Origin of the sequence: Thermogemmatispora sp. (genome assembly GCF_042408735.1) — a bacterium.
Classification (GTDB): domain Bacteria; phylum Chloroflexota; class Ktedonobacteria; order Ktedonobacterales; family Ktedonobacteraceae; genus Thermogemmatispora.
In genome coordinates, this window is the sequence record NZ_JBHOQV010000146.1 from 1 (window position 1) to 22805 (window position 22805).

A 22805-nucleotide genomic window follows, 5' to 3' on the forward strand; every position below is an offset into this window, starting at 1 on the left:
TCTGGTAAAATGTTGTATGGCGCCTTTGGCTGAGTAGGAGGGGACCGTGGCCGGGCTTGCGTAAGGTCCAGGGGATAGTCGCGTCTCTACAACATTGTAAGGCAGGGAGCGACTCGTGAAAATAGGTCTCGTGACTCCATACGATTGGAGCTATCCTGGTGGAGTGCGTGAACATGTCCGCCATTTGGCGCGTGAGTTTCGCAAAATGGGTCTGGAGGTGCGCATCCTTGCCCCGGTCTCTCGAGATGACGAGCGGTTGGCAGAGGAACAGGTCTATAAGATGGCCGGGGCCTCACCCGTTCCTTTTAATGGCTCGATCGCTCGCGTGGCCCTGAACCCCTATCTGGGGCGGCGCGTGCGCTCTGTGCTGCAGCACGAGCGTTTTGATATTATCCATCTTCACGAGCCATTGATTCCTGGTTTGCCCCTGGCGGTGCTACGCTTCTCGCGGGCAATCAATGTCGGGACATTTCACGCCTTTGCTGCTGCCAGGATTACCTCCACACCCTATCTGGCCTATGCATCGCTGCATCCTTTCCTGCGCCCTTACTTTCGCCGGCTGGCCGGGCGCATCGCCGTTTCATCGGCGGCCTACCAGTTTGTTTCACGCTACTTTCCGGCGGACTATCGCCTGATCCCGAATGGGATCGATCTAGAGCGCTTCAACATCTGGAACCAGCCTTTACCCTGGTTCATGGATGGGAAGCGGAACATCCTCTTTGTCGGGCGGTTTGAGAAGCGCAAGGGCGCCAAATACCTGTTACGCGCTATCCCCGCGATCCGTGAGCGCCATCCCGACACACGCTTCATTTTCGTGGGTGAAGGCGGGTTGAAGCGCGGTTTCGAACGCTTTGTGGAGAAGCAGGGCTGGCAGGATGTGGTCTTTGTGGGCCGGGTTTCGGCGGAAGAGCTGCCACGCTACTTTGCCAGCGCTCATGTCTTCTGTGCCCCCTCGATCGGCGGGGAAAGCCTGGGGGTGGTCCTGCTGGAAGCGATGGCTTCCGGCGTACCCGTGGTGGCGAGCAACATCGAGGGGTATGCCACAGTTATCACTCACGGCCTCAATGGCCTCTTAGCGCCCCCACGCGATAGCCTCGCGCTTAGCATGGCTATCTGTCGCCTGCTGGAGGATGAGCCACTGCGGCGCCGTCTGGTGGAGGCTGGCCTGCAAACCTGCCAGCAGTATGCTTGGCCACAGATCGCCCGTCGCGTGCTGGATTATTATCAGGAGCTGCTAGAAGAGCGGCAGCTCCTCTATGCCCTGCGTGAGCGGGAGCCGGTTTAAACGGCCCTTTTCTCCGCAGCAGGCCAGCGAACGCGCTGGATTGGGCCACAGCACCGGCTGGCTGCGCTTAGCCGAGCCGCTCAGTAGCGGTGAGCTGGATGGAGAAGAAGTAGACAGGCCAGGGAGAGAGATAGCTCCCACCTCCCATCGGATGGGAACGACTGGCTCACCAGCGAAGAGAGGAGAGCAGGGCAGATGGCCAGCCAGAAGCTAAGTGCTTTCAGGGCACGGGCAGCAAAGGGGCTGCTCCTGTGCCCGCCGTTGGCTCAATGTCGACCTCGCAAAACCTCGGCCAGCGCTCGGCTGCCTTGTTCACCGACGATCTGCGCTGCGCATTGCTCGCGCTTACGCTTGCCTCACTCTCTCGCCTTGCCGCTGCAGTGGTCATACTCTGGCTGCTGTCAGTCAGAGGGAAAACACCAGAGGCAGGGACGCGGTGCGCTACTCTGCGTTTGTTTGGTTGTGTAGTGCGTTGTCTACGTCATCTTCAGAGGCCCTCGCGGCAGGCTCGCTGCGAAAAAAGAGCTAGTCCGAAGAGGGCCGGGTATGGTACAATAAAGATATGTTAAGCAGACGCATCCAGCAACAAGTTCGACTCCTAGTGGCTTTCATTATCAGACCGCTAGCCAACCTTGGCGTGACTCCAAATATGTTAACGCTTGTCGGGCTGTTGCTTAGCGGCTTAACAGCCCTGGTGATAGCGCAGGGGTACCTGGTGGCAGGCGGTTTGCTGGTGTTGTTTGCTGGCATCTTCGACATGTTCGATGGGGCTGTGGCTCGCGTTCGCCAGGCGGCTACGACCTTTGGCGCTTTCTTTGACTCGACTCTCGACCGCTATTCGGAAAGTGTCATTCTCTTTGGGCTGCTCTGGTATGTGTTGCAGCGGCCAGATCTCCATGAGCAGCTCTGGCCCTTCGGCCATGAGCAGCTCTGGATGATTGTCCTGGTGTTTGTCGCTGTTGTCGGCTCGCTGATGGTTAGCTATACTAAAGCACGCGCCGAAGGTCTCGGACTGGAATGTAAAACTGGATTGCTTGCCCGCCCCGAACGTGTCGTCATCCTGGCCATTGGCCTGATTATGGGCATTGAGATCTGGGCACTGGTTCTACTGGCGGTCTTCTCTCAGGTCACCGCTCTCGAGCGCATGTTTTATGTCTGGCGCATCACGCGCCGGCAGGAGAGTGAGCGCGCCACGTCTCAGCCGGCTCCTGCTTCCGCTCCGCTCGCCAGTGATCAGCAGAGCAGTGCCCGCCTTGAGCGCGACCACGAGCAACGCGCTCGCTTCCTGGGCCGGGGCCGGGCCGGCAAGGCCCAAGAAACACCTGCGCGCCCCGTTCCCAGCCATATCCCGCCTCTCAGCGGCGGTATGCAGCAACAAGAGTGATTCCAAGCTTTGCGAACGGTGTAGAGGAGATCGGGATCGGACGTGCATGTAGCGTGAGGTGCCTGTCGCAAGAAGCGGAGGACAGGCAGGGCGGATAGATGGTAGTGAGCATCCGCCCATCTTTGCAACGCGGATCGGTGAAAGTACGGCGTGTTTCGATGTGCTTACTCTTGATTAGCTAGCCTTTTCCCGAGCACCCGTTGAAGTAGAGCAGACGATAGGCGAGCAATGACGACATCCATTCGCCCTGACGGTTCTGTGCGTCAAGTACCTCTCCCGAAAGTCGCCTGCGCTCCGGTCCCGAATTAGTGAGACTGGAGATCTTTTTGTGACAAGAGAACATTCGCAGCCAGAGAAGAGCGACGTTGATGTGTCCGTCGCAAAGGAAGCATTTGCCTCCGAAGACGCAGCAACTCCTGCTTCTCTAGAACCGACTGCGCCCCCCGGGGCGCAGGTGCCGGAGGGTACTGTGGAAGGGCAGAAGCAACCACCTGCGCGGGAGAGCGTGGACGCTGCTCCTGGCTATGAGCTTCCGTCTCGGGCGGAGGCCTCCTCTCAGCGCATCCAGGAAAGCGTCGCCGCCTACTCACCCGTTGAACCCCTTTCCGCCTCTTCCACTCCCTCTACACCAGCAGCACAGGAGGCCTTTGCGACAGCGAGCGAGGAAGGCTCCTCGCTCATAGAGGACTTTCTGCCGTTCAGTGAGGGGAAGGTCCGTCCCTTCAGTGAGTTTATTGAGGAGTTTCGTCAGGCAGAGGAAGCCCGCCAGGCCGCTACGCGCGAAGCGGTGCATGAGGCGCTAGATGCTCTCAGCTCCTTGAGTAGGGTGGGTGACTTGGCCACGTCCCCTGAGCGCGAGAGCGGCCCCTCCGCTCATCAACCGGCTGCTTCGCTGCCAGTCGAACCAATGCCTATGCTGGCCATTCCCGGACGCCTCTCGTTTGTGAGCAGCGGTAGCGGCCTGGTGATTAGCTCGCCTTCGGCGAGTGAGGCTCAGGTCCAGTCGGCAGAGCCGTCGACCGAGTCCGCTCGCGAGGAACAGAGCGGCGGTGAACCCGCTCAGCCTGGGCAGGTGCCCGCGCCTGCCGAGGAACCGACTGAAAAGCTGCCGGAGGAGCCGCCGGTTGCCCAGATGCCACCGGAGGCACAGGGTCCCGCGGCACCTGAGAAGCCTGCTGAGCGTCCACCGTCGCCATTGTTGCGCCCGGCGACGCGCATCCGTTTGCCTCGCTATGGGCGTCTGCGTGAGCCATTTATCGAGGAGCGCCCCTCTCCCGAGCCGGAAGCGGAAAAGGGCGCTGAAGAGGAAAGCCAGGCCGTCGCGCCTGCCGCGGCTCAGACCAGCAGCGAACCGATTGCCGTTCCTCCTCCCGGCGAAGGGGAGGCTGGCAACACCGAGGCCACGACCGTGACCGGCGAAGAGGGACAAACGGCTCGTCCCGCGCGTCGCTATCGCTTCGATCGTCCGGCAACTACGGTCAATAGCGCTATGTTCCTGGTCAATCCATCTCAGCAGTCGGCACCTCCTGAGCAGCAGCGCGAGACCGATGAGAAACTGGCTGCTTCTGGTAGCCGCGGTCCTAGCTTGGCGGCCCAAGAGGAGCATCGACCCGCGACGGAACAAGCGAAGACGACAACTACTCCCGGCCAGCGCGCCGGCGAGGTTCTTCCTGTCTCGCCTCGTGAGATGCTAAACGAGCAGACTGTGGAAGAGCAGCAATATAATAATCAGAACAAAGATAGTAGAAAGCAGCAACAAGAGAAAGAACAAGAACAGGAGCAGCCGGCTGCCCCTGTGACTTTGCAAGCGCAGCCGACGGCCAACGGCGCCAGGCCGGCGGCTCAGGAGGCCCAGGCTCCTGCCCCTGAAGATCTGCCTCCGCTGGAGTACTCTGAGATTCAGGCGGCCACCTCACGTCGGCGACGCCGTCGTCGTTCCAAGTCGGCGGCTGCCCCTGCGCCCGCGCCGGCAGTTGAGCCGACGCCACCCCCGATTGCTCCGCCGCCCACGCCGGTCTCTCCGGTCACTGTGCCGCCTGTGACGCAGCCGGCGTCGGCACCGGCCTCGCAGCCGACAGCTCCTGCCGGACTCTACCATATTATCTCCGGCACTACTATGAACCAGATGAACCTGGGTAACGAGTTCGGAGGTCCTTTCATGGCGCCAGAACCTTCGCCCGCACGCGGCAGCGTGGCTGTGCGCGAAGCTGGTGTGCGCCCTTCACGCTCCGATGTGCAGCGGAACAATGTTGTCTATCCTAATAACCGGGGCAGTGATCCTATGGCTCAGTTCGCCAATACGGTCGTGCAAGCCATCCAATCGCAAACCGACCGTATTGTAGCCGAGCTGCGCCGTTCTCAGCAGTCACCAACCAACGTTTCGGTCTCGATTCCCCCTCCGCCGTCCACAGAGCGGGTCGGGGTCTTCGTCGATGTAGCCAATCTGCTCTACTCCGCGCGCACGCTGCGGCTCACCATCGACTTTGGCAAGCTGCTCGACTTCCTGCGCGGCAATCGTCGTCTGGTGCGAGCCCATGCCTATTGCCCGACCAGCCCGCAGCCCGGCGATGAGCAGATGTTCCTGCAGGCCGTCAAGGGCCTGGGATACCGCATCACGACGAAGAACTATAAGACGTTCTCCAGCGGTGCCAAAAAGGCCGATCTCGATCTGGACCTCTGCATGGATGTCGTGCGGCTTGTCGAGAGCCGGGCTGTTGATTGTATTGTTCTGGTCAGCGGCGATAGCGATTTTATGCCGATGCTCGATTACTGCTCGGATCACGGCGTGCGCGTCGAGGTGGCCGCCTTCGACGAGGCCATGTCGGCCACGCTGCGCCAAAGCTGCGACCTCTTCATCAATCTCTCGGTACTGGAGGAGATCCGCGCCTGAGAGCGCCCTGGAGGGAAGCCAGAGGCACAGGCGCAGAGCTGTAGTCCTCTGTGACCACTGGCTCCCTCTGGAAGAACGTCTGCGAGAAGGTCGCCATACGGCTGGCACACCAGCACGGCGGCGAGGAGTCCAGGATCAGCCCAAAGCAGGCGGCTGATCGCTCCTCGCCGCTTTTCTTGCTCCCTGGTTGACTGCTTCTCCTCCCCTCCTCTGTCTGCTTGCTTGCCTATCTGCCTGCCCGAACAGTTCCCATCGGCCAATAGCCAGGCCAGCAAGCGAGTCGCGCCCGGGCTGCGCTGGACTGCCGACCTCTGAGCCTGTGAGATGTTACAGTTCAGCAGCGTATAATTGACATGGAACCACCGCAAGGTCTCTGCCGCTGCCCGGTGCTATCCCGCTAGAACAGTTGGACCGTGCTGTCCTGGTTTCTTACGGCTCTGCTTGTCTCTGGATCTGCAGCCTGCTGTTGGGTATGGCATAACAGATGGAAGCAGGGCGTCTTATTTGTTTGTCGCTACCACTACATTAACAGGAAGAGAGCTTTTCCGCTGGCACACTACAATCTCTGGGGAGAGAAGAAAGGAACGCGCGTATGCGAAACGGTGGCACATCAGCCCGCATCGTGGCACTGCTCACCTTCTTAAGTCTCCTGCTGGCTGCTTGTGGCGGTGGCAACACGAGCAGTTCGGGGGGCGGCGGAGCCACTACCCCCACAGCGCAGACGGCCATCTCGGTGGCCCTCGTCACAGATATCGGCGGTTTGAACGACCGTAGCTTCAACCACCTGGCCTACGTCGGCTACACTAAGGCTATGAACGAGTTCCATTTTACGCGCCAGGTGATCGAGACCAAAAACCAGGCCGATTACGTCAAGAACCTCACTTTGGCGGCCCGCAGCGCAGATCTGGTCTTCGCTGTTGGCTTCCTGATGCAGAATGCCGTCGATCAGGTGGCGCATCAGTTCCCCAATAAGAAGTTCGCCATCATCGATGGCTGCGCCGTTCCCGCCGGCAAGCAGGATTGCGAGTCGCTCTCGAACGTGGCCCCGCTTTTCTTTAAGGAGCAAGAGGCTGGCTGTCTTGTCGGCGCCATCGCCGCTCAGATGGAACTGGATGGCAAGTCTAAGATTCCCCAGTTGCGCGGCCACAATACGATTGGCGCCGTCGGAGGATTGCCTATTCCGCCCGTCAATCGCTATATTGCCGGCTACAAGTTCTGCGCTAAAAAGGTTGATCCCAACATCACGGTGGTAATTAACTATTCGCAGGATTTCACCGCCACCGACAAGTGTAAGGATGCCGCACTTAGCCAGATCAATCAGCACAATGCTGACATCATTTTCCAGGTGGCCGGCGGGTGTGGTGTGGGTGCCCTCGATGCCGCCGACCAGGAAGGGGTCTTCGGGATCGGCGTGGATGCCGATCAGAATTATCTCCATCCCAAGAGCGTGATCACGAGCGCACTCAAGAAGGTTGATGTGGCGGTCTATGATACGATCAGCGACTACGCTCATGGCAAGTTCACCAACAATCCCCCGCGCTTCGATCTGGCTCATGATGGAGTCGGCTACGGTACGTTGAGCAGCGTGGTGCCTGCCGATGCCAAGAACAAGGCCGACCAGATCGCTGATCAGATCAGGGCTGGCACGCTGGTGGTTCCTGAAAATATTCCTTCTTGATCGGCAGCGTAAGCCTATGACTTAGCGGCCCGGGCGCGACCAGAGCGGGAACCTTCCGCAGTCCCGCTCTGGTCCTTTGTTCTCTCGCCGCTTTCCTGCCGGTCTCCCGCTGTTCCGCTCCTTTCCTATCTGTCTGTCTGTTGTCTGTAACGGGCAGGGACTGGCCTGGCTGGCTGGGTGCGCTGGCCTGCAGGAGATCCTATTCCGCCATGAGCTGGCCCTGGGGAGACCGCCCTCGCTCCGAGCCGTATTCTGGGCGCCTGCTAGCTCTTGCCGTCCTTAAGCAGCGCTTGTCTCTGCTTTGTGCCAATGCTATCATTACAATTCAGTTTTTTGTGTGACGTGACGGAGCATATAGCCAGGCAGAAGACTGATCGCTTCTTCTCCCTTATCCTCGTCGTGCTGCCTGGTAACTGCTGATCTGGAGGACTTGCGATCTATGGCCTTGCAGACTGCTCAACCGCGCTCACCTACACCTCCGGCCCTGGAGACCAGGTCGACGGCCTGGCTGCTCTGGCTGCGCAGGGTCGGCGCCGGGCTGGGGCGCCCGCTGCTGGCACTGCTGCTGGCGATGGTGGCCGGAGTGATTGTGATCATGATCACCTCTTCCGGCTCGCTTCTCGATCGTTTCAACGCCGCCCTGCTGGCCTATGGCTACCTCTTCTCGGGAGCCTTCGGCAACGCTGCCAATCTCTCCTTCTCCCTGGTGAATGTTACGCCCCTCATCTTCACCGGTCTCTCCGTGGCCATTGCCTACCGGGCGCGCCTCTTTAATATTGGGGCCGAGGGTCAGTTTGCTGCTGGAGCGATTCTGGCAGCCATCATTGGCCTCAAGTGCTCGACCTGGCCTGGCTGGTTGCTGGCTCCGCTGATGATCGTGGCCGGGGCTCTGGCCGGAGCAGTCTGGGGCGGCATCGTTGGTCTTCTCAAGGCCTGGCGAGGGGCTCATGAGGTGGTGACGACCATCATGCTCAACTGGATTATCTTCTATATCAGCGACTGGCTCGTCTCCGGTCCCCTGCAGGCTCCGGGCCAGGCCGATCAGACATCCTCTATGCCCCCGCAGACCAATCTCCCCAAGCTCTCGGTGCTCTATGATCAGACGCTGGGCCATTTTCTCCCCCCCATCAATCAGCCTGAGCAGTACATCGTCGACATTAGTTTTCTCCTGGCCCTGCTGGCTTTGGTGGTCTACTGGTTCCTGATGACACGCACCACCTTTGGCTACGAAACGCGCGTGGTCGGGGAGAATCCACGGGCAGCTCAGTACGCCGGGATCTCGGTGAAGCGCAATGTGGTGCTGGTCATGACACTCGCTGGCCTCTTTGCGGGCCTCGGCGGCACATTGCAGCTGATGGGCCAGTACCCCTACGAGGTCATCGGCCAGGTCTTCCGTAACGATACTACCGGCTTCGATGCGATCGGCGTCGCTCTGCTCGGACGGATGACCGCCATCGGCATCTTTCTGGGAGCCTTGCTTTTCGGAGGCATGCGTCAGGGTGGCTCTCTGATGCAGCTGAAGGCCAATGTGCCCGGCGACCTGGTCTATATTATTGAAGCGCTGGTCCTCTTTAGCATCGCGATCCAGTTCCTCCCTGTCATTCGGCAGGCTCTGGTGAAGCGCTTCTCTGCGGCCCGCCGGCCAACGGTGGTGGCCGCTCTGGCCGGAGGAGTAGTCGACCTGGACCAGGCCCCGGCTAACGGAGCAGCTGCTCCGTCACTCGACGAGCAGCCATCATCTGAGACCGGGAGGGCTACCCTCGATGCCGGGCAGAGAGCGACTCAGTCTCAGCCTCAGTCCCCGTCTCAGGAGCGTCAACATCAGCAGAATGGGGAGGTGTGAAGCGTGTTCTGGCCTATCTTTTTGCGCGTGATTACTTCTGGCGATCTCTGGCAGGCCTCTCTGCAGTTCGCCGCTCTCCTGCTCTTGCCCGCCCTGGGTGGGGTGATCTCAGAGCGCAGCGGGGTGGTGAACATCGCAATGGAAGGCATGATGCTGCTCGGCTGCTATGTGGGGGTCGTGGTGACCCTGGCCAGCCATAATGTCATCCTCGGGGTTCTGGCGGCAATCGTGGCCGGCGGCCTGCTGGCCCTGGTGCATGGCGTGGTCTCGATTCATCTCAAGGCCGATCAGATTATTGCTGGTATCGCCATTAATGTGGCTGCCCTGGGCCTGACCAATTACCTCAATATCGTGCAGACCGGCGGCCAGGGTATTCCTAGCCTCGCTTCCTCTCTCCGCCTCCCGATCCTGGGTTGGGGACCACTGGGACGGCTGCCCTTTGTCGGTCAGGTGCTCTTTCAGCAGAATGTCGTGTTCTACCTGGCAATTGTCATTTTGATCGGCATGCAGTTCTTGTTGTTTAGAACGAATCTGGGCCTACGCATTCGGGCGGTGGGGGAACATCCCCAGGCCGCGGATACCGCCGGCATCCCTGTGCGTCTCATTCGCTATGCCTGCGTTGTGGCCAGCGGCCTCCTTTCTGGGCTGGCGGGGGCCTTTCTGGCTTTAGGGGTGGCTGGCACCTTTAATCCCAATATGACCGCTGGGCGCGGCTTCATCGCTCTGGCGGCGGTGGTCTTTGGCAAGTACACCCCGCTGGGGGCCGCTGGGGCCTGTCTGATCTTTGGCCTGGGCCTGGCCCTGAGCGTTCGTCTACAAGATACTGGCATCGACTCCAACCTGCTGGCTACGCTGCCTTACCTGCTGACCATTATTGCCCTGATCGGGCTGGTCGGGCGCACTGTGGCTCCGGCTGCCGATGGTGTGCCTTACGAGCCTGGTAGCGCTGAGTAGCGGGTGAGGATCCGAGGAGGTCAAGGAAGTATGCACGAACAGGAGAAGGCGTCTCTTGCCCAGGTGGAGAGCACTGGCTCGGTCCTCTCGCCCTACGCGGTCGAGATGCGCGACATCTGCAAAGCCTGGCCAGGTGTGGTGGCGAACGACCATGTGAACCTGCGTGTCCGGCGCGGCGAGATCCATGCCCTCGTTGGCGAGAATGGAGCCGGCAAGACGACCCTCATGAACATCCTTTACGGACTGGTGCGTCCCGACAGCGGAGAGATTTATGTTAATGGCGAGCGCGTCCATATCAGCGGGCCACGGGACGCCATCCGCCACCATATTGGGATGGTGCACCAGCATTTCATGCTGATTCCTCCCTTGACGGTGGCTGAGAACATCGTGCTGGGCCAGGAGCCTGGGGGACCGGTGGCCATCTATGATCGGCGCCAGGCCCGTGAGCTGGTGCTTCAGCTCAGTGCCCGCTATGGTCTGCCGATCGATCCCGACGCCCGCATCGAGAAGCTCTCTGTCGGCTTGCAGCAGCGGGTTGAGATCCTCAAGGCCCTCTACCGCGCCGCCGATCTTTTGATTCTGGATGAGCCGACCGGCGTGCTGACCCCTCAGGAAACCTACGAGCTGTTCGGTGTGCTGCGCTCCCTGTCTCGCCAGGGAAAAACCATCATCTTCATCACTCATAAGCTGCGCGAGGTTCTGGAGCTGACCGATCGCGTGACCGTCCTGCGCCGCGGGCGCAATGTTGGCGAGCTGGTGACTCGCGAGACAAACCAGGCCGAGATCGCGCGGCTGATGGTCGGGCGGGAGGTCCTCTTGCAGGTCGAGAAGCATCCGGCGCGGCCCGGGCCTGTCGTGCTGCGCGTTGAGAATCTGCATGCCAGGTCCGATCGTGGCCTGGAGGCTCTGCGCGGGGTCAGCTTCGAGGTGCGGGCTGGGGAGATCCTGGGCATTGCTGGAGTGGAAGGCAACGGTCAAAGTGAGCTAGTCGAGGTCCTGAGCGGCATGCGCCCCGTCACGGCTGGCCGCATAACGATCACTCATGCGAGTGGCGAGCAGGCCGGTCGATCCTACGACATTACGCATATGAATGCGCGCCAGGAGCGTCTCGTCGGGGTAGCGCACATTCCCGAGGATCGGCGCGGTACGGGTCTGGTGCTCAGCGATACCATTGAAGACAATACCATTCTGGGACGCGAACGCTGGCCGCGCTTTGCCCGCGCTCGCTTCATTCTGCGCCTGCGCGAGATTGCTCAGTGGGCACGGCGCCTGGTGCGCGAGTTCGACGTCCGTACGCCGAGCACCCGGTTGCCGGTGCGTGCTCTCTCCGGCGGTAACCAACAAAAGGTGATCGTGGCGCGCGAGTTTGCTGCCGATCCCCAACTGCTGATCGCGGCCCAGCCGACGCGCGGCGTCGATATTGGAGCCATCGAGTTCATCCACCGGCGCATCATTGAGCAGCGCGATGCGGGCAAGGCGGTCTTGCTCGTTTCCGCCGAACTGGACGAGATCCGCTCGCTCTCAGATCGCATTGCCGTGATGTATGAGGGGCGTATCGTCGATATCGTTACACCAGAGGCCAGTGAGGAGGAGCTGGGCCTGCTCATGACGGGCGGACGCCCGCCCGGGAAGCCGCGAGAGGAGCCGACGCCGGCGCCAGGAGAGTCGGGGCGCTGAGCGTCTGGCGGGGCGCCCCGCTGCCGCCAACTCTGCTTGGCGAGGGCTGAGGATCGTGCGGACAAGGCCTGCCGCGCGGAACTGACCATCTCCTGGCTGGCCTGTTCCTGGCGTCTGCCCTGGCGCATAAGATCTGGCTGACCGCCTAGCAGCGCAGGCCCAGCACGCGCAGCAGGCGCACGATCTCGCCAGCACGGCAGGCGTCGCGGCTGGTCAGGGCGGCCTGACCGGCCTCCTGCAGGAGCTGCACGGCTTCGGGCGTCTTGAGATCATCATCTAAGAGGGAGATAAAGCGGGTGCGCAGCTCATCGTCGCTCCCCTCGGTCGCGCTGGAGCCGGCCAGGGTGGCCACCTCTGCGAAAAGGGCGGCCTGCCGGGCGGCCTGCTGCAGATCAGCGGGGAAACATTCCCAGGGCTGGCGATAGTGGTGATTCAGCAGTAGGAGACGGATGGCGTTCGCGCTATACTGCTTCAGAAGGTCACTGACCAGGGTAAGGTTGCCCAGCGACTTGCTCATCTTCTCGCCCTGCTGATAGACCATGCCGGTATGCAGCCAGTAGCGCACAAAAGGCGCCTTGCCGGTGTAGTGCTCCGACTGGGCGATCTCGCAGGTATGGTGAGGGAAGGCCAGATCGGCCCCTCCGCCGTGGATATCGAGCTGATCGCCTAAATAGTGGAGAGCCATGGCGCTGCATTCGATATGCCATCCAGGACGCCCCGGTCCCCAGGGACTGGGCCAGGCCGGCTCACCGGGCGCCTGGGCCTGCCAGAGCACAAAATCGAGCGGGTCGCGTTTGCGCCGATCATCGGGATAATTGCCGCGCTCGTTGGCCACCGCCAGCATGGCAGAGTAGTCCTGCAGACCGATGGCCCGTCCCAGGACCCCGAAATCGGGATCGTGCCGCACATCGTAGTAGACGCTGCCATCGCTGACGTAGGCATAGCCGCGCTCAATCAGTGTCTGCACGATCTCGATAATGTGGGGGATCTCATCGGTGGCGCGCACGTAGAAAGTCGGACGGCGGACGTTGAGCGCGTCCATATCGCGCAGAAACCTCTCGGTCTCGCGCCTGCCCAGCTCGTCCCAGGGCACACCCAGTTCGCGCGCCTTGCGCAAAATATCGTCGTCGATATCCGTGACGTTCTGCACATAGCGCACGGAATAGCCACGGAATTCCAGATAGCGAATGAGCGTATCGAAAGAGGCGTAGGTGAAGGCGTGACCCAGATGGGTGGTATCGTAGGGAGTCACCCCACACACGTAGATACGCACATTGTTCCCTTCGAGTGGAACAAAAGCTTCTACTTGCTGGGTGAGCGTATTAAATAGCTTCATGGCGTTCTCCAAGACCGAACAGGCGCGTGGCGTTCGCCGTAGTAATCTGAGCGATTTCATCCAGCGTCAGGCCCCGGATCTCGGCTAGCTTCTGGGCGACGTACTTCACGAAGAGCGGCTCGTTGCGCCTGGCTCGCAAGGGCACGGGAACGAGATAGGGGCTGTCGGTCTCGATCAGGACCCGATCGAGGGGGACCATGCTGGCGACCGCGGGAAGGGCGTTGCCTGGACGGGTCAGGGGGCCAGCGAAGGAGAGCATGAAGCCATCGAAAGAGAGACATTCCTCTGCCTGGGCCACCGTGCCCGAGAAGCAGTGGAAGACCCCACGTAGCCCCTGACCATGCGCGCGCAACAGCTCGATCACGTCTTCGTGAGCGTCGCGCACATGGATAATACAAGGAAGGCCGCAGCTACGCGCCAGCTCCAGGTGAGCGCAGAAGACCGCTCGCTGTACGTCGCGCGGCGAAAGCATGCGGAAGTAATCAAGCCCAAATTCGCCAATGGCCACTACCTCGGGGGCCCGCGCCAGACTGCGTAGCTGAGCCTCTACCTCCTCGTTGTAAGAGGTGGCCTCGTGAGGATGCACGCCTACGGCGGCAAAAACTTGACCACGGTAGGTCTGGGCCAGGGCTAGCGCCGCCCGACTCGACTCCAGATCGCAGCCGGGATCAACAATCCTGCCGATCCCCCCGGCGAAGGCAGCGCGCAGCACCGCATCGCGATCTTTCTGAAAACGGGGAGCATCGACGTGGGCGTGGCTATCAACAAGCAACCGCTGCATCCTTTCCTCTATGAACAGGAAGACACGCAAAAAAAAGAAGGGTCAACGCTGGCTGTTCTTTCTCTGTTCAAGAGCTTTCTTTAGTATAGTCTATCGCAGAAATGGATGTCAACAAGGCGGCGGCGACGATCGGCGGGCCGTGCCCGCCCGGGCCGGGCGGGTCTTCGCTGGCCGTTGCTCCCTTCCAGAACCTGGCGGCCTGGGCGTCGGTGGCAGAGGAAGTCGTGGGAGATCAGAACCCTATGGAAAAATACGCGGGGAGGCCCCAGATAAAATCAGGTAATCACCTGATGCCTGGCCCTTTGCCATACGCTACGATAAACAGGAACATCTTGAGCCATGCTGTCAGAGCATGGCATCTGGCACTCGTGATCAAGAGGATGTCTTTGGAGGAGAGAGAATCGCATGCAGAATCTCGCGCCACAGGTTGTATCAATTGCTGATGCCTGCCTGGGCGGCTTAGACGGTCGCTCTGCCCTGCTCATCGGGCCGGAGGAACTGCGGCGGCCCTTCGTGCAGCTGCTGAAGCAAGCTGGCATGCAGTCTATCTTCGAGGAGGAGAGCACAAGCCAGCTTGACAGGCTTCTGCCGCAGGTGCAGTTGCTCATCAGCATCCCGGCTGTGACGCCTGCCGCCCCGCTCATCTCCGCTGCGGCCATTGCCCAGGGATGCGGCAATCGCCAGGTTCCGTTGATCATCCTGGACCTGGCGCGCAGCCCTTCCGTTGAAGAGATGGTCGGCCTGTTGCCCTTCGTTTGCCTCTACACGCCCGCCGACCTCCAGCGTATTCTCCGCAACAGCTGTGTTAAAGCAAGCTGATTCTATGGTACCATAGATAAAGAACTCTCTAGTTAGTTAGAGAAGGCGCGATCGCCAGATCCTGATGGCCCATCTGTTTCAGTAAGGTCTCTCTCTGCTGCCTCTTTCCAGGGGCAGGGGACGAATGAGGACATTATGGAAGTGATCAAGATCTCTCCCCGCGGCTACTGCTACGGCGTTGTTGACGCTTTGCAGATCGCGCGGCGGGCTGCCAAAGATCCAACGCTGCCCCGTCCAATCCATATCATTGGCCAGATCGTTCACAATCGGCATGCCATTGAAGAGCTAACCGCGCTCGGCATCATTACTCTGGATGGGCCGAATCGCGCGGCGATTCTTGAGCAAGTCAAAGAGGGGACGGTCATCTTTACCGCCCACGGCGTCTCGCCCCTGGTTAAGGAGCGAGCGCGTGAGCGCGGCCTCTACTGTATCGATGCCACCTGTCCCGATGTGACCAAGACGCATGAGCTGGTGCGCGAGCTGGTGGCGGAGGGCTACTATATTCTCTATATTGGCAAGAAAGGGCATCCTGAGCCGGAAGGCGTCATGGGTGAGGTCCCTGGTCATATCAGCCTCATCGAAAGCGAGGCCGATGTCGATGAGCTGCGGCTGACGCCCGAGCAAGAAAGCAAGCTGGCTATTTCCACCCAGACCACGCTCTCGCAGTGGGACACGCAGCGCATCATCAACTACATCAAGGCCCGCTATCCCCAGGTCAAGGTCTACATCGACATCTGCGCCGCCACCCAGCTCAGGCAGGAGGCGGTCGTGCGTCAGGCGAAGGGGGCCGACCTCACGATCGTTGTTGGTGACCCCCGCAGCAACAATACCAACCGCCTGGTCCAGGTCTCAGAAGAGCTGGCCGGCGTGCCTGCCGTGCGCATCGAGGATCTTTCCCAGCTAAAGCTGGAATGGCTCAAAGGCAAGAGGCGCGTTGCGGTGACGGCGGGCGCCTCAACTCCCAGCCAGATTACCCGCGAGGTGATCCGTTTTCTGGAGCAGTACGAACCAGAGTCCTAGCCCTGGCCCGTCTGGCCGGCCAGGGCTAAGCTGACGCCGGACGAGCCGGCTGGCGATGTTCCCTCTTCCCCAAGCCTGTATGCTCCGGTTCCGACCTGAAGGCCAGCCTTGATCCCCTCCTCCGCTTGCGAGCCAGCGGCCAGCCACTGACAAGGCTGCCCTGGCCCTGGCTGGTCTGGTACCCCCCTTCTCTCCTCTCGTCGGCATTCCTCGACGGTGGTTGGATGCCTGGGGCCTGATTCGACGGACCCGATCTAGCTGGTCAGAGCCTTGGCCGGCAAAGTTCTGGGGCGCGCTTTATGAGGCCCTCTGGTCCTGTCCCCCGAGCTTGCAGCCCTTCACTGGGGACCAAGCAAGGTATGGCGAATCAGCATCAGGTGAGTCAGCGGACCAAGGCCACCGGGTACCGGCGTCAGGAATGAGGCCACGCGGGCCACGCTCTCTCTATCGACATCGCCGACAACCTTTCCATCGACCGTTGTAATGCCGGCATCCAGGACCACCGCCCCCGGCTTCACCATCTCGCCGGTAATCAGGCCCGGTCTGCCCGTGCTCACCACCAGAATATCGGCGCTGCGCGTGATCTCGGCCAGATCGCGTGTCTGCGAGTGGCAGATGGTCACCGTGGCATCCTCACGCATCAACGCCAGGGCGATCGGTTTGCCTCCCGTATTGCCCCGTCCCACGATGACCGCATGCTGACCGGCCACGCGGATGCCTGCCTCGCGCAGCACCGTCAGCACCACCTCGGCAGTCGAGGGGATAAAGCTGGGAAAGCCGAGCAGGAGATTGCCGGCGTTGCGCGGACCAAGGCCGTCGACGTCCTTTTCGGGACGCAGCACCTCGGTCACCACGCGCTGGCGAATATGCTCCGGCAGCGGCAGCAGCAGCACGATCCCGTCAGTCGTGGGGGCCTCGCTCAGCGTCGCCACCTCGGCACGAATCTCCTCCTCGTCTACCTCGAATGGGTAGGCCAACGTCACGCAGCTCAAACCGAGGCGACGGCAGGAGCGGACAAGCTGGCGGCTGTAAACCTCAGCGGCGGGATCGTGGCCGATGATGATCTGCGCCAGGCGTGCCGAGCGACGATGCTGCTTGCGAAACTCGGCTGCCTCCTGCTGCAGCTCGGCCATCATGCGCGCCGCCAGAGGGCGGCTGTCGAAGATCGTTGCAGACATCAGTCAAGAAGCCTCCTTCCTCCACAGGCAAAATCTCCTGGCGTCCATCATACCATAGCCGGGAATGCGCCAGGGCGCCGTGCCGCTCCTGGCCGCTCCGCCCCACGGGCAAATCGCAGAGCGGCCAGGAGCGAAGCGACGGAGAGCTGGAGCGGCACGCAGGCAGGGCCAGGAAAGCAAGGGCGGCAAGGAGGAGCCTTCACGCTGCGAGCGTTCGCGTCTCAGTGCGCTGCAGCAAGAGCAACACAAGGATGCCAAGCGGCGCCAGCTCCAGAAAGGCCACCCCAGCCACAATACCCAGGCGCCCGGCGATCAGGCCCACGATACTGGGCAGGACCACCGAGAAGGGAGTGCCCAGGCTCAGCAAGGCACGACCGGTGCCAGAACGACCCGGCAGCCGTTCATAGACCTGGGCACGGGCCAGCGGAAACCACCCAATCGAGCTGGCTCCTACCACGCAGAGCAGCAGGCCCGCCAGCCAGGGAGAGCGCGTCAGCAGCAAAGCCGTCATCCCGACCAGAGCCACCAGGGCCGAGCCAGCCAGAACCTGACGCACCGTGAGACCCAGGGCCAGCAGCAGCTCGCAGATGACCAGGCCGGCAAAGCCAGAAGCGCTCTCAAACGTAATCAATCCCTCGACGGCGTCATCAGATAGGCGGAGCACATCCTGCAGATAGAGCGAAACGAACGAACGATAGACCTCATCGAGCATCACCGGCAACGTAGCGATGATCACCCAGCCGAGCAATAGAGGGTTGCGCAGAGCTGCCACAAAGCCTTCCAGCAATAAGCCCAGCCGCGAGCGCCGCCCCTCGCCCCGCTCCACCTGGGGAAAACGCAGAGGGCAAGAAAAGAGGGCCACCACCAGCCAGATGGCCGCGGCCAGCCAGCAGAGACTTGCCCAGCCGAGGGCCAGCAAGGCAACGATCGTCACTGTCAACGGCGTCAGAAAATCGCCCAAATTGCCGATGAAGGCCAGGCGCAGCATAGTGCGCGTGCTGCGCTGAGGATTCTCATCGATCAGCGAAGATTGGGCGGCCCCCAGGGCGATGTCGTTGGAGGGATAGAGCAAGGCAAAGGCCAGCAGAATCACCGCGAAGGAGTGAGCGAGGCCGGCCAGAACAAAGGAGCCTGAGAGTACCACCAGCCCACCGATCACCCAGACCTTCTTTGTCCTCCCCAGATCGCTCAGAACGTTGCTCAACGGCTCCAACACCATCGACATTGCTGCCCCCAGCGTAAAAAGCAGCCCGATCTGAGTATACGTCAGTGGTACCTGGTGGCGCAGCAGAGGCAGACCAATCGTCGGGATACCCGAGAGCATCTCTTCTAACAGGGTGATGCCGAACAGCGTCAGACGCAGAGGGGAGAGAGAGAGGCGGCCCGTCAGGGCCCTGGTAAAGAGCATGGAGTCTCCTTCCTTTCGGTTCGGTACGCGACCTTCGGGCGCATGGTCCGCCAACCGCCCCAGGAGCAGGCAGGCGCGCAACCCTGCCGCCGCCCTCGCTGCTGTCCCTGCTGAGCGGTTATGATGGCTAGAATTTTCTTGCTATCATCAAGTATACTCTAAAATCTAAATATTTGTAATATTGCTTAACAAGCGAGCAGAGTTACAGGTTGCTTCTATAGCAAGCGTCCTGTTTTTCTTGAGGGAGGGGGAGGGGGGAAGAGCCTGGGGGCTGGGAGAGGATGGCTAAGTACTTTAGTACCAAAAAGAGAGCTTCAATGCAGGATTGTAGTAACCTAGTGACAAAATGAAGGTGAACTTGTTGGCAGGTGCCCATTCTGAGTAGAGAAGAGAGAAGGAAGAAAGCGAAGCCCACATGCCTGGGAACAGACAGGTTTTCAAGACAGCAATGGATGCCGCCGACCGCTACCGTTGGGATAGCAAGTGGACGGAGGCAGCCCGCGAGTATCAGCGGGCGCTGGTAGAGTTCCCAGACGACACAGCGGCGCACGAGGGCCTGGGCTTCTGCTATATGCAGACCAAGCAGTGGCAGCAGGCGCTGGATGAATATGAGTATCTCCTGAAGCGCAAGCCTCATGATATCATTGTGCTGAGCAAGGTCGCCGAGCTATATAGCTGGTTGGGCCGGCGCGACGAGGCTTACAATGCCTATCTGCAGCTTGCCGATCTCTATGCCCAGGCGGGCCAGGGAGCGCGGGCCGAGGCCGCCTGGCAGAAGGCGCTTCAGTTCTCGCCTGCCAGCCCTGAACCTCACGAGCGGCTTGCAAACTACTACGCAGAGAAGAAAGATCTGTCGTTGATGATACAGGAGCGCCTGGCAGCCGCCAGGGGCTATCTGCTCCGAAATGACCTGGCGGCGGCGCGCGCTCAATGTGAAGAGGTCCTGCGTGTCGATGTCTCCAACGCTGAGGCGCGCTCGCTTCTGGCGCAGATCAGTGCTGGTCTGCAGCAGGGGCCGGCCGCCTCGCTCGTCGGCGAGGCCCCCGCAGGCGCGCCCTCTGGTGAGAACGGATACGCAGGTCAGGAGGCTTCTTTCACTGGTAGCCCGGTCGCTGGCCCTGCCGCGCCGGGCAACATAAGCGGAGGTAATACTGGCATCATGGGTAACATGGGTAGCGCGGGCAATTTCGGCGGCATGGGGAACCCGGGGCAGGCTCTCGCCCCTGCTGGCCCCGCTGGCGGAGGAGCGGCTCCGCAGAGACGGATCACGGCAAGCCAGGTCACAGGCATTTTGCGTCAGGCGCAGGCCTTCCAGGCCCAGGGTCGCTATAACGATGCCATCGATCTCTGTGAGCAGATCCTCGAAAGCGGCTTTGATCGTCCCGATGCTCGCTACTTTCTGGGCTGGCTCTATCAAGAGCAAAAGCGTTGGGATGACGCCATTCGCCAGTTCCAGATGCTGCTCAATGACCCTGAATACGCGCTTTCTTGCTATTACGCCCTGGGGCAGTGCTATCGCGCACGTGGCGACCTGCGCACGGCCACCGTGCATTTCGATGAGGCTGTCGACCGTGTCAATCTCGATGCTTTGACGCTTGAGGAGGCAGACCAGCTTGTCCAACTCTGTCAGGAAGCGGCCGAGGCTCACCGCCTGCTCGGCGAGCAGGAGCAGGCGCTGACGATCTACAATGCGTTGCTGGGCTTCCTGCGCAGTCGTGGCTGGAACGACAAAGTGGCTCAGGTGGAGCTGCTCTTGAAGCAGATGCAGAGTGCCCCGCCTTCTCCCCAGCCCAGTACGCCGCCACCTTCTTTGCAGCAGCAACAGATGCAGGTCCCCCCTGGCCTCTCACCTGAGCAGCCGGCGACCCCGTCCATCCAGGATGCGGCGACTATGATGTTCTCGGTCCCCAGTCCTGGCCAGGGAGCGGCTCCTCAGCCTCCCGCTGCTCCGGCCCCGGCTCCTGCTCCGGCGGCGCCGGCCTCATCGGCTGCCTCCGCCGCGAGCGAATTGCCCGACTGGTTGACGGGCATCCTCAGCGAGCCTGCGCCTGCGCAGCCAACGGCCAATCCGGCCCAGCCAGCGCCTTCTGCCGCTGCGCCCGCCCCTGCTGTGTCTCCGGCAGCTCCCCCGCCGCAGCCGGCGGCTCCGGCAGCTCCACCCCAGGCTCCCACGCTTCCCAATCCGCCGGCCCCAGCCTCAGCCTCTTCGGCTTCCTGGCTGACCGACAGTCCGACCCGGCAGGTAGAGCTGCAGCCTCCGACCCCTCCGGCCCCGGCGGCCCCAGCCGCCCAGCCGGCTCCCGCTCCGGCGCCAGCTCCCAACGCCTTCCCGGCCCAAGGCCAGCTCTCAACACCGCCAGTGGCTCCGGCGCCAGCTCCCGCTTCCGCTCCGCTGACGCTGGAGCAGCTCAGTCCGGCAGCTCCCACTCCTCCTTCGTCTACGAAGGATAACGTTGAGGAACTGCTGAGCAAGATCGCTGGCAATACGGCGCGCGACGAATCGCTGCAGCAGGTGGCCGGGGCCGTGCTCGCAAGCACGGCTGCCTTACCCGAAGGCATCCGTATGCAGGTGGTGCGCTCGATGCAGGATATCCAGCGCTACATCGAGCACGGCTTGCTGAACTCCGCCATCGATGAGTGCTTGAAGGTTATCGAGATCGCTCCCCAGTACCTGGATGTTCATCAGGTACTCTGCGAGATCTATGTGCGCCAGGGCCGCATCGAACAGGCGATCACTAAGTACGCTATCCTGGTCGATACCTATATCGCTAATGGGCGCATCGATGACGCCATCGCGACCTATCGGCGTATCCTGCAGTTGGAGCCGAATAATCTGACCTATCGCATGCGCCTGATCAACCTGCTCTCCTCTCATGGCAATAAAGAGGATCTGCTGCGCGAGAGGACCCAGGCCGCCGAGGCTTATCTTCGCCTGGGTTACATGGATCGCGCCCTCAGTGAGCTGGAGCAGGCCCTGCAGGAAAGCCCAACCAGCGTGCCGACGCGCTTGAATTACGCGCTGGCTCTGCAAAAACTTGGTCGCTCTCAACAGGCGGCCGCCGAGTACCAGCGCGTGCTCCAGGTCGATCCACGCAATATTGTGGCTCTGGTGCGCTGGCACCTCCTGATGATTACTGGCGCGGCCCCCGCGGGGCGCGCCTCAGCCCTGGAGCTGCTGACCCGCATCCGCTGGCAGTTGCGAGGCCAGGGCCAGCGTCACTATGAGGTGGTGGCGCGCGAGTATACCCAGGCTCTGGAACTGCAGCCAAATAACGCCGATCTCCATTTCGCTTTGGGGCAGATCCACCAGCAGGCCGGCTACTTCGATCGCGCTGTGGCTTCCTACCAGGAGGCAACGCGCGATAGCGCGGTGGAGGTCCTGGCTCGCGTCAGCATGGCCCATTGCCTGCTTTCTCAGGGAAAGCCCGAGGAGGCTATCCAGCAGCTAGAGCAGGCCCTGCAGTTGGTCCGCCGCTCGCCGGCTGCTATGGACCCCACGATCTGGGCCGCCCGCCCGCGCGAGGACGATGAGGAGCACCAGGCCCCCGAGGTCGAGATCTCCCTCCTGCTGGCCAAGGCTTACCGCCGCGCCGGCAAAGAGGAGCAGATGCAGGCGGTCCTCCGCCGCATTAAGCAGGTGACCACCTATCAGGACGAGGTGGCCTCTGCTCTGGCTGAGATCTCCGCGCGCCAGGGCGATATCGATAGCGCCCTCCAGGAGTACGCCGAGCTGGCTCGCTACTACCTCAGCAAGCGTCAGGGCGATAATGCTCTCAATGTGCTCAATGAGATGGTGCGCCTGGCCCCCCAGGACCCCCGCGCCCATGCCGAGCTGGCTGAGATCTATATTAATCGCGGCCAGCTTGAAGAGGGCATCGCCGAGCTGCGCCTCCTGGCCGATATCTATGAGCGCCGCAGTCAGCGCTCCGAAGCCTCGGAGGCCATGCGCCGCATTGCCGATATCTATGCCGAGATGGGCAATAATGAGGAGGCTCTGACTTGCTATCGCCGCGCTGTGGACCTCGCTCCTAACGATATGGGGCTGCTGCGCGAGGTGGTGGCTTTCTGCTGGCGCATCGGTCGTACGCGCGAGGCCACCGAGTATCAGACCGTGGTGGCTCGCTACTACTTCGAGACCCACCAGGTCAAAGAGGCTGTGGCCGCTTTGCAGCAGTTGATCGCGATCGATCGCCATAATTATGAAGCCTACGATATGCTCGGCCAGACCTATCAGTCGGTGGGAGAGTACGAGCAAGCGAGCCGCGTGTATAAGAATCTGGCTCGCATCAAGCCCGATAGCGCAATTGCGCGCGAGCGCCTGGCCGCTCTGCAGGCCCTGCGCTCCGGCCAGTAACAGTTGAGCGGGCAGGGCCTGCCCCCCTCTCGCTCGTTCGTTCAGCCGGATCGGACGGGGGAAGATCCTGAGTGCTGGCCTCTGACAAGGGGCCGCCTGCCAGATGCTGATATCCAGAATGATTCAAGAAGGGGGATCATCCAACCCGCCCCCAAGGGTGGCGGTACTGGGTGATCCCCCTGTTGCTTTTCTGCGCTT

13 protein-coding genes and 1 pseudogene are annotated in these 22805 nt (G+C 61.5%); 10 read left to right on the forward strand and 4 right to left on the reverse strand.

What is annotated here, in order from left to right; genetic code table 11:
- Positions 1-115 precede the first annotated feature (115 nt).
- From ACFMO7_RS15885 to ACFMO7_RS15915, 7 genes and pseudogenes are all read left to right on the forward strand, one after another.
- Positions 116-1285 (forward strand): glycosyltransferase family 4 protein, encoded by a 1170-nt coding sequence (locus tag ACFMO7_RS15885; RefSeq protein ID WP_322480833.1) that lies wholly within the window; start codon positions 116-118, stop codon positions 1283-1285.
- 562 nt (positions 1286-1847) lie between these two features.
- Positions 1848-2346: pseudogene (locus tag ACFMO7_RS15890) on the forward strand (CDP-alcohol phosphatidyltransferase family protein); the annotation flags it as partial.
- A gap of 828 nt (positions 2347-3174) precedes the next feature.
- Positions 3175-5559, forward strand: a complete 2385-nt coding sequence (locus tag ACFMO7_RS15895) for an NYN domain-containing protein (RefSeq protein WP_376796474.1) — start codon at positions 3175-3177, stop codon at positions 5557-5559.
- Between the two features lie 592 nt (positions 5560-6151).
- The gene (locus ACFMO7_RS15900) at positions 6152-7237 is read left to right on the forward strand and encodes a BMP family protein (protein ID WP_376796475.1); all 1086 of its coding nucleotides are present in this window, start codon (positions 6152-6154) and stop codon (positions 7235-7237) included.
- Positions 7238-7676: 439 nt separating this feature from the next.
- Positions 7677-9080: an ABC transporter permease gene (locus ACFMO7_RS15905; protein WP_376796476.1), complete on the forward strand. Its 1404-nt coding sequence runs from the start codon at positions 7677-7679 to the stop codon at positions 9078-9080.
- A 3-nt stretch (positions 9081-9083) separates the two neighbouring features.
- Positions 9084-10034 carry an ABC transporter permease gene (locus ACFMO7_RS15910; protein ID WP_376796477.1) on the forward strand — a complete coding sequence of 317 codons (951 nt, stop codon included), beginning with the start codon at positions 9084-9086 and terminating at the stop codon, positions 10032-10034.
- A gap of 30 nt (positions 10035-10064) precedes the next feature.
- Positions 10065-11711, forward strand: a complete 1647-nt coding sequence (locus ACFMO7_RS15915) for an ABC transporter ATP-binding protein (RefSeq protein WP_376796478.1) — start codon at positions 10065-10067, stop codon at positions 11709-11711.
- 145 nt (positions 11712-11856) lie between these two features.
- Here ACFMO7_RS15915 and cysS read toward each other — a convergent pair whose 3' ends face one another.
- Positions 11857-13047: a cysteine--tRNA ligase gene (cysS, locus tag ACFMO7_RS15920; protein ID WP_376796479.1), complete on the reverse strand. Its 1191-nt coding sequence runs from the start codon at positions 13045-13047 to the stop codon at positions 11857-11859.
- Complete coding sequence (locus tag ACFMO7_RS15925; RefSeq protein ID WP_376796480.1) at positions 13034-13828, reverse strand: TatD family hydrolase; 795 nt, start codon at positions 13826-13828, stop codon at positions 13034-13036. Before ACFMO7_RS15925 ends, cysS begins: the two co-directional genes overlap by 14 nt.
- A 405-nt stretch (positions 13829-14233) precedes the next feature.
- Between ACFMO7_RS15925 and ACFMO7_RS15930 the strand changes: the two genes are divergently transcribed.
- On the forward strand, positions 14234-14647 hold the full coding sequence (locus ACFMO7_RS15930) for a hypothetical protein (RefSeq protein WP_376796481.1): 414 nt from the start codon (positions 14234-14236) through the stop codon (positions 14645-14647).
- A gap of 135 nt (positions 14648-14782) precedes the next feature.
- Positions 14783-15667: a 4-hydroxy-3-methylbut-2-enyl diphosphate reductase gene (locus ACFMO7_RS15935; protein ID WP_376796482.1), complete on the forward strand. Its 885-nt coding sequence runs from the start codon at positions 14783-14785 to the stop codon at positions 15665-15667.
- A gap of 338 nt (positions 15668-16005) precedes the next feature.
- Here the strand turns inward: ACFMO7_RS15935 and ACFMO7_RS15940 are convergent, their stop codons facing one another.
- Complete coding sequence (locus ACFMO7_RS15940; protein ID WP_376796483.1) at positions 16006-16845, reverse strand: bifunctional 5,10-methylenetetrahydrofolate dehydrogenase/5,10-methenyltetrahydrofolate cyclohydrolase; 840 nt, start codon at positions 16843-16845, stop codon at positions 16006-16008.
- A 199-nt stretch (positions 16846-17044) separates the two neighbouring features.
- Complete coding sequence (locus ACFMO7_RS15945) at positions 17045-18253, reverse strand: sugar MFS transporter (RefSeq protein ID WP_376796484.1); 1209 nt, start codon at positions 18251-18253, stop codon at positions 17045-17047.
- 415 nt (positions 18254-18668) lie between these two features.
- On the opposite strand from ACFMO7_RS15945, the gene ACFMO7_RS15950 reads away from it, so the two are divergent.
- A complete protein-coding gene (locus ACFMO7_RS15950; RefSeq protein ID WP_376796485.1) occupies positions 18669-22607 on the forward strand; it encodes a tetratricopeptide repeat protein in 3939 nt (1312 codons plus the stop codon).
- Positions 22608-22805: the final 198 nt, after the last annotated feature.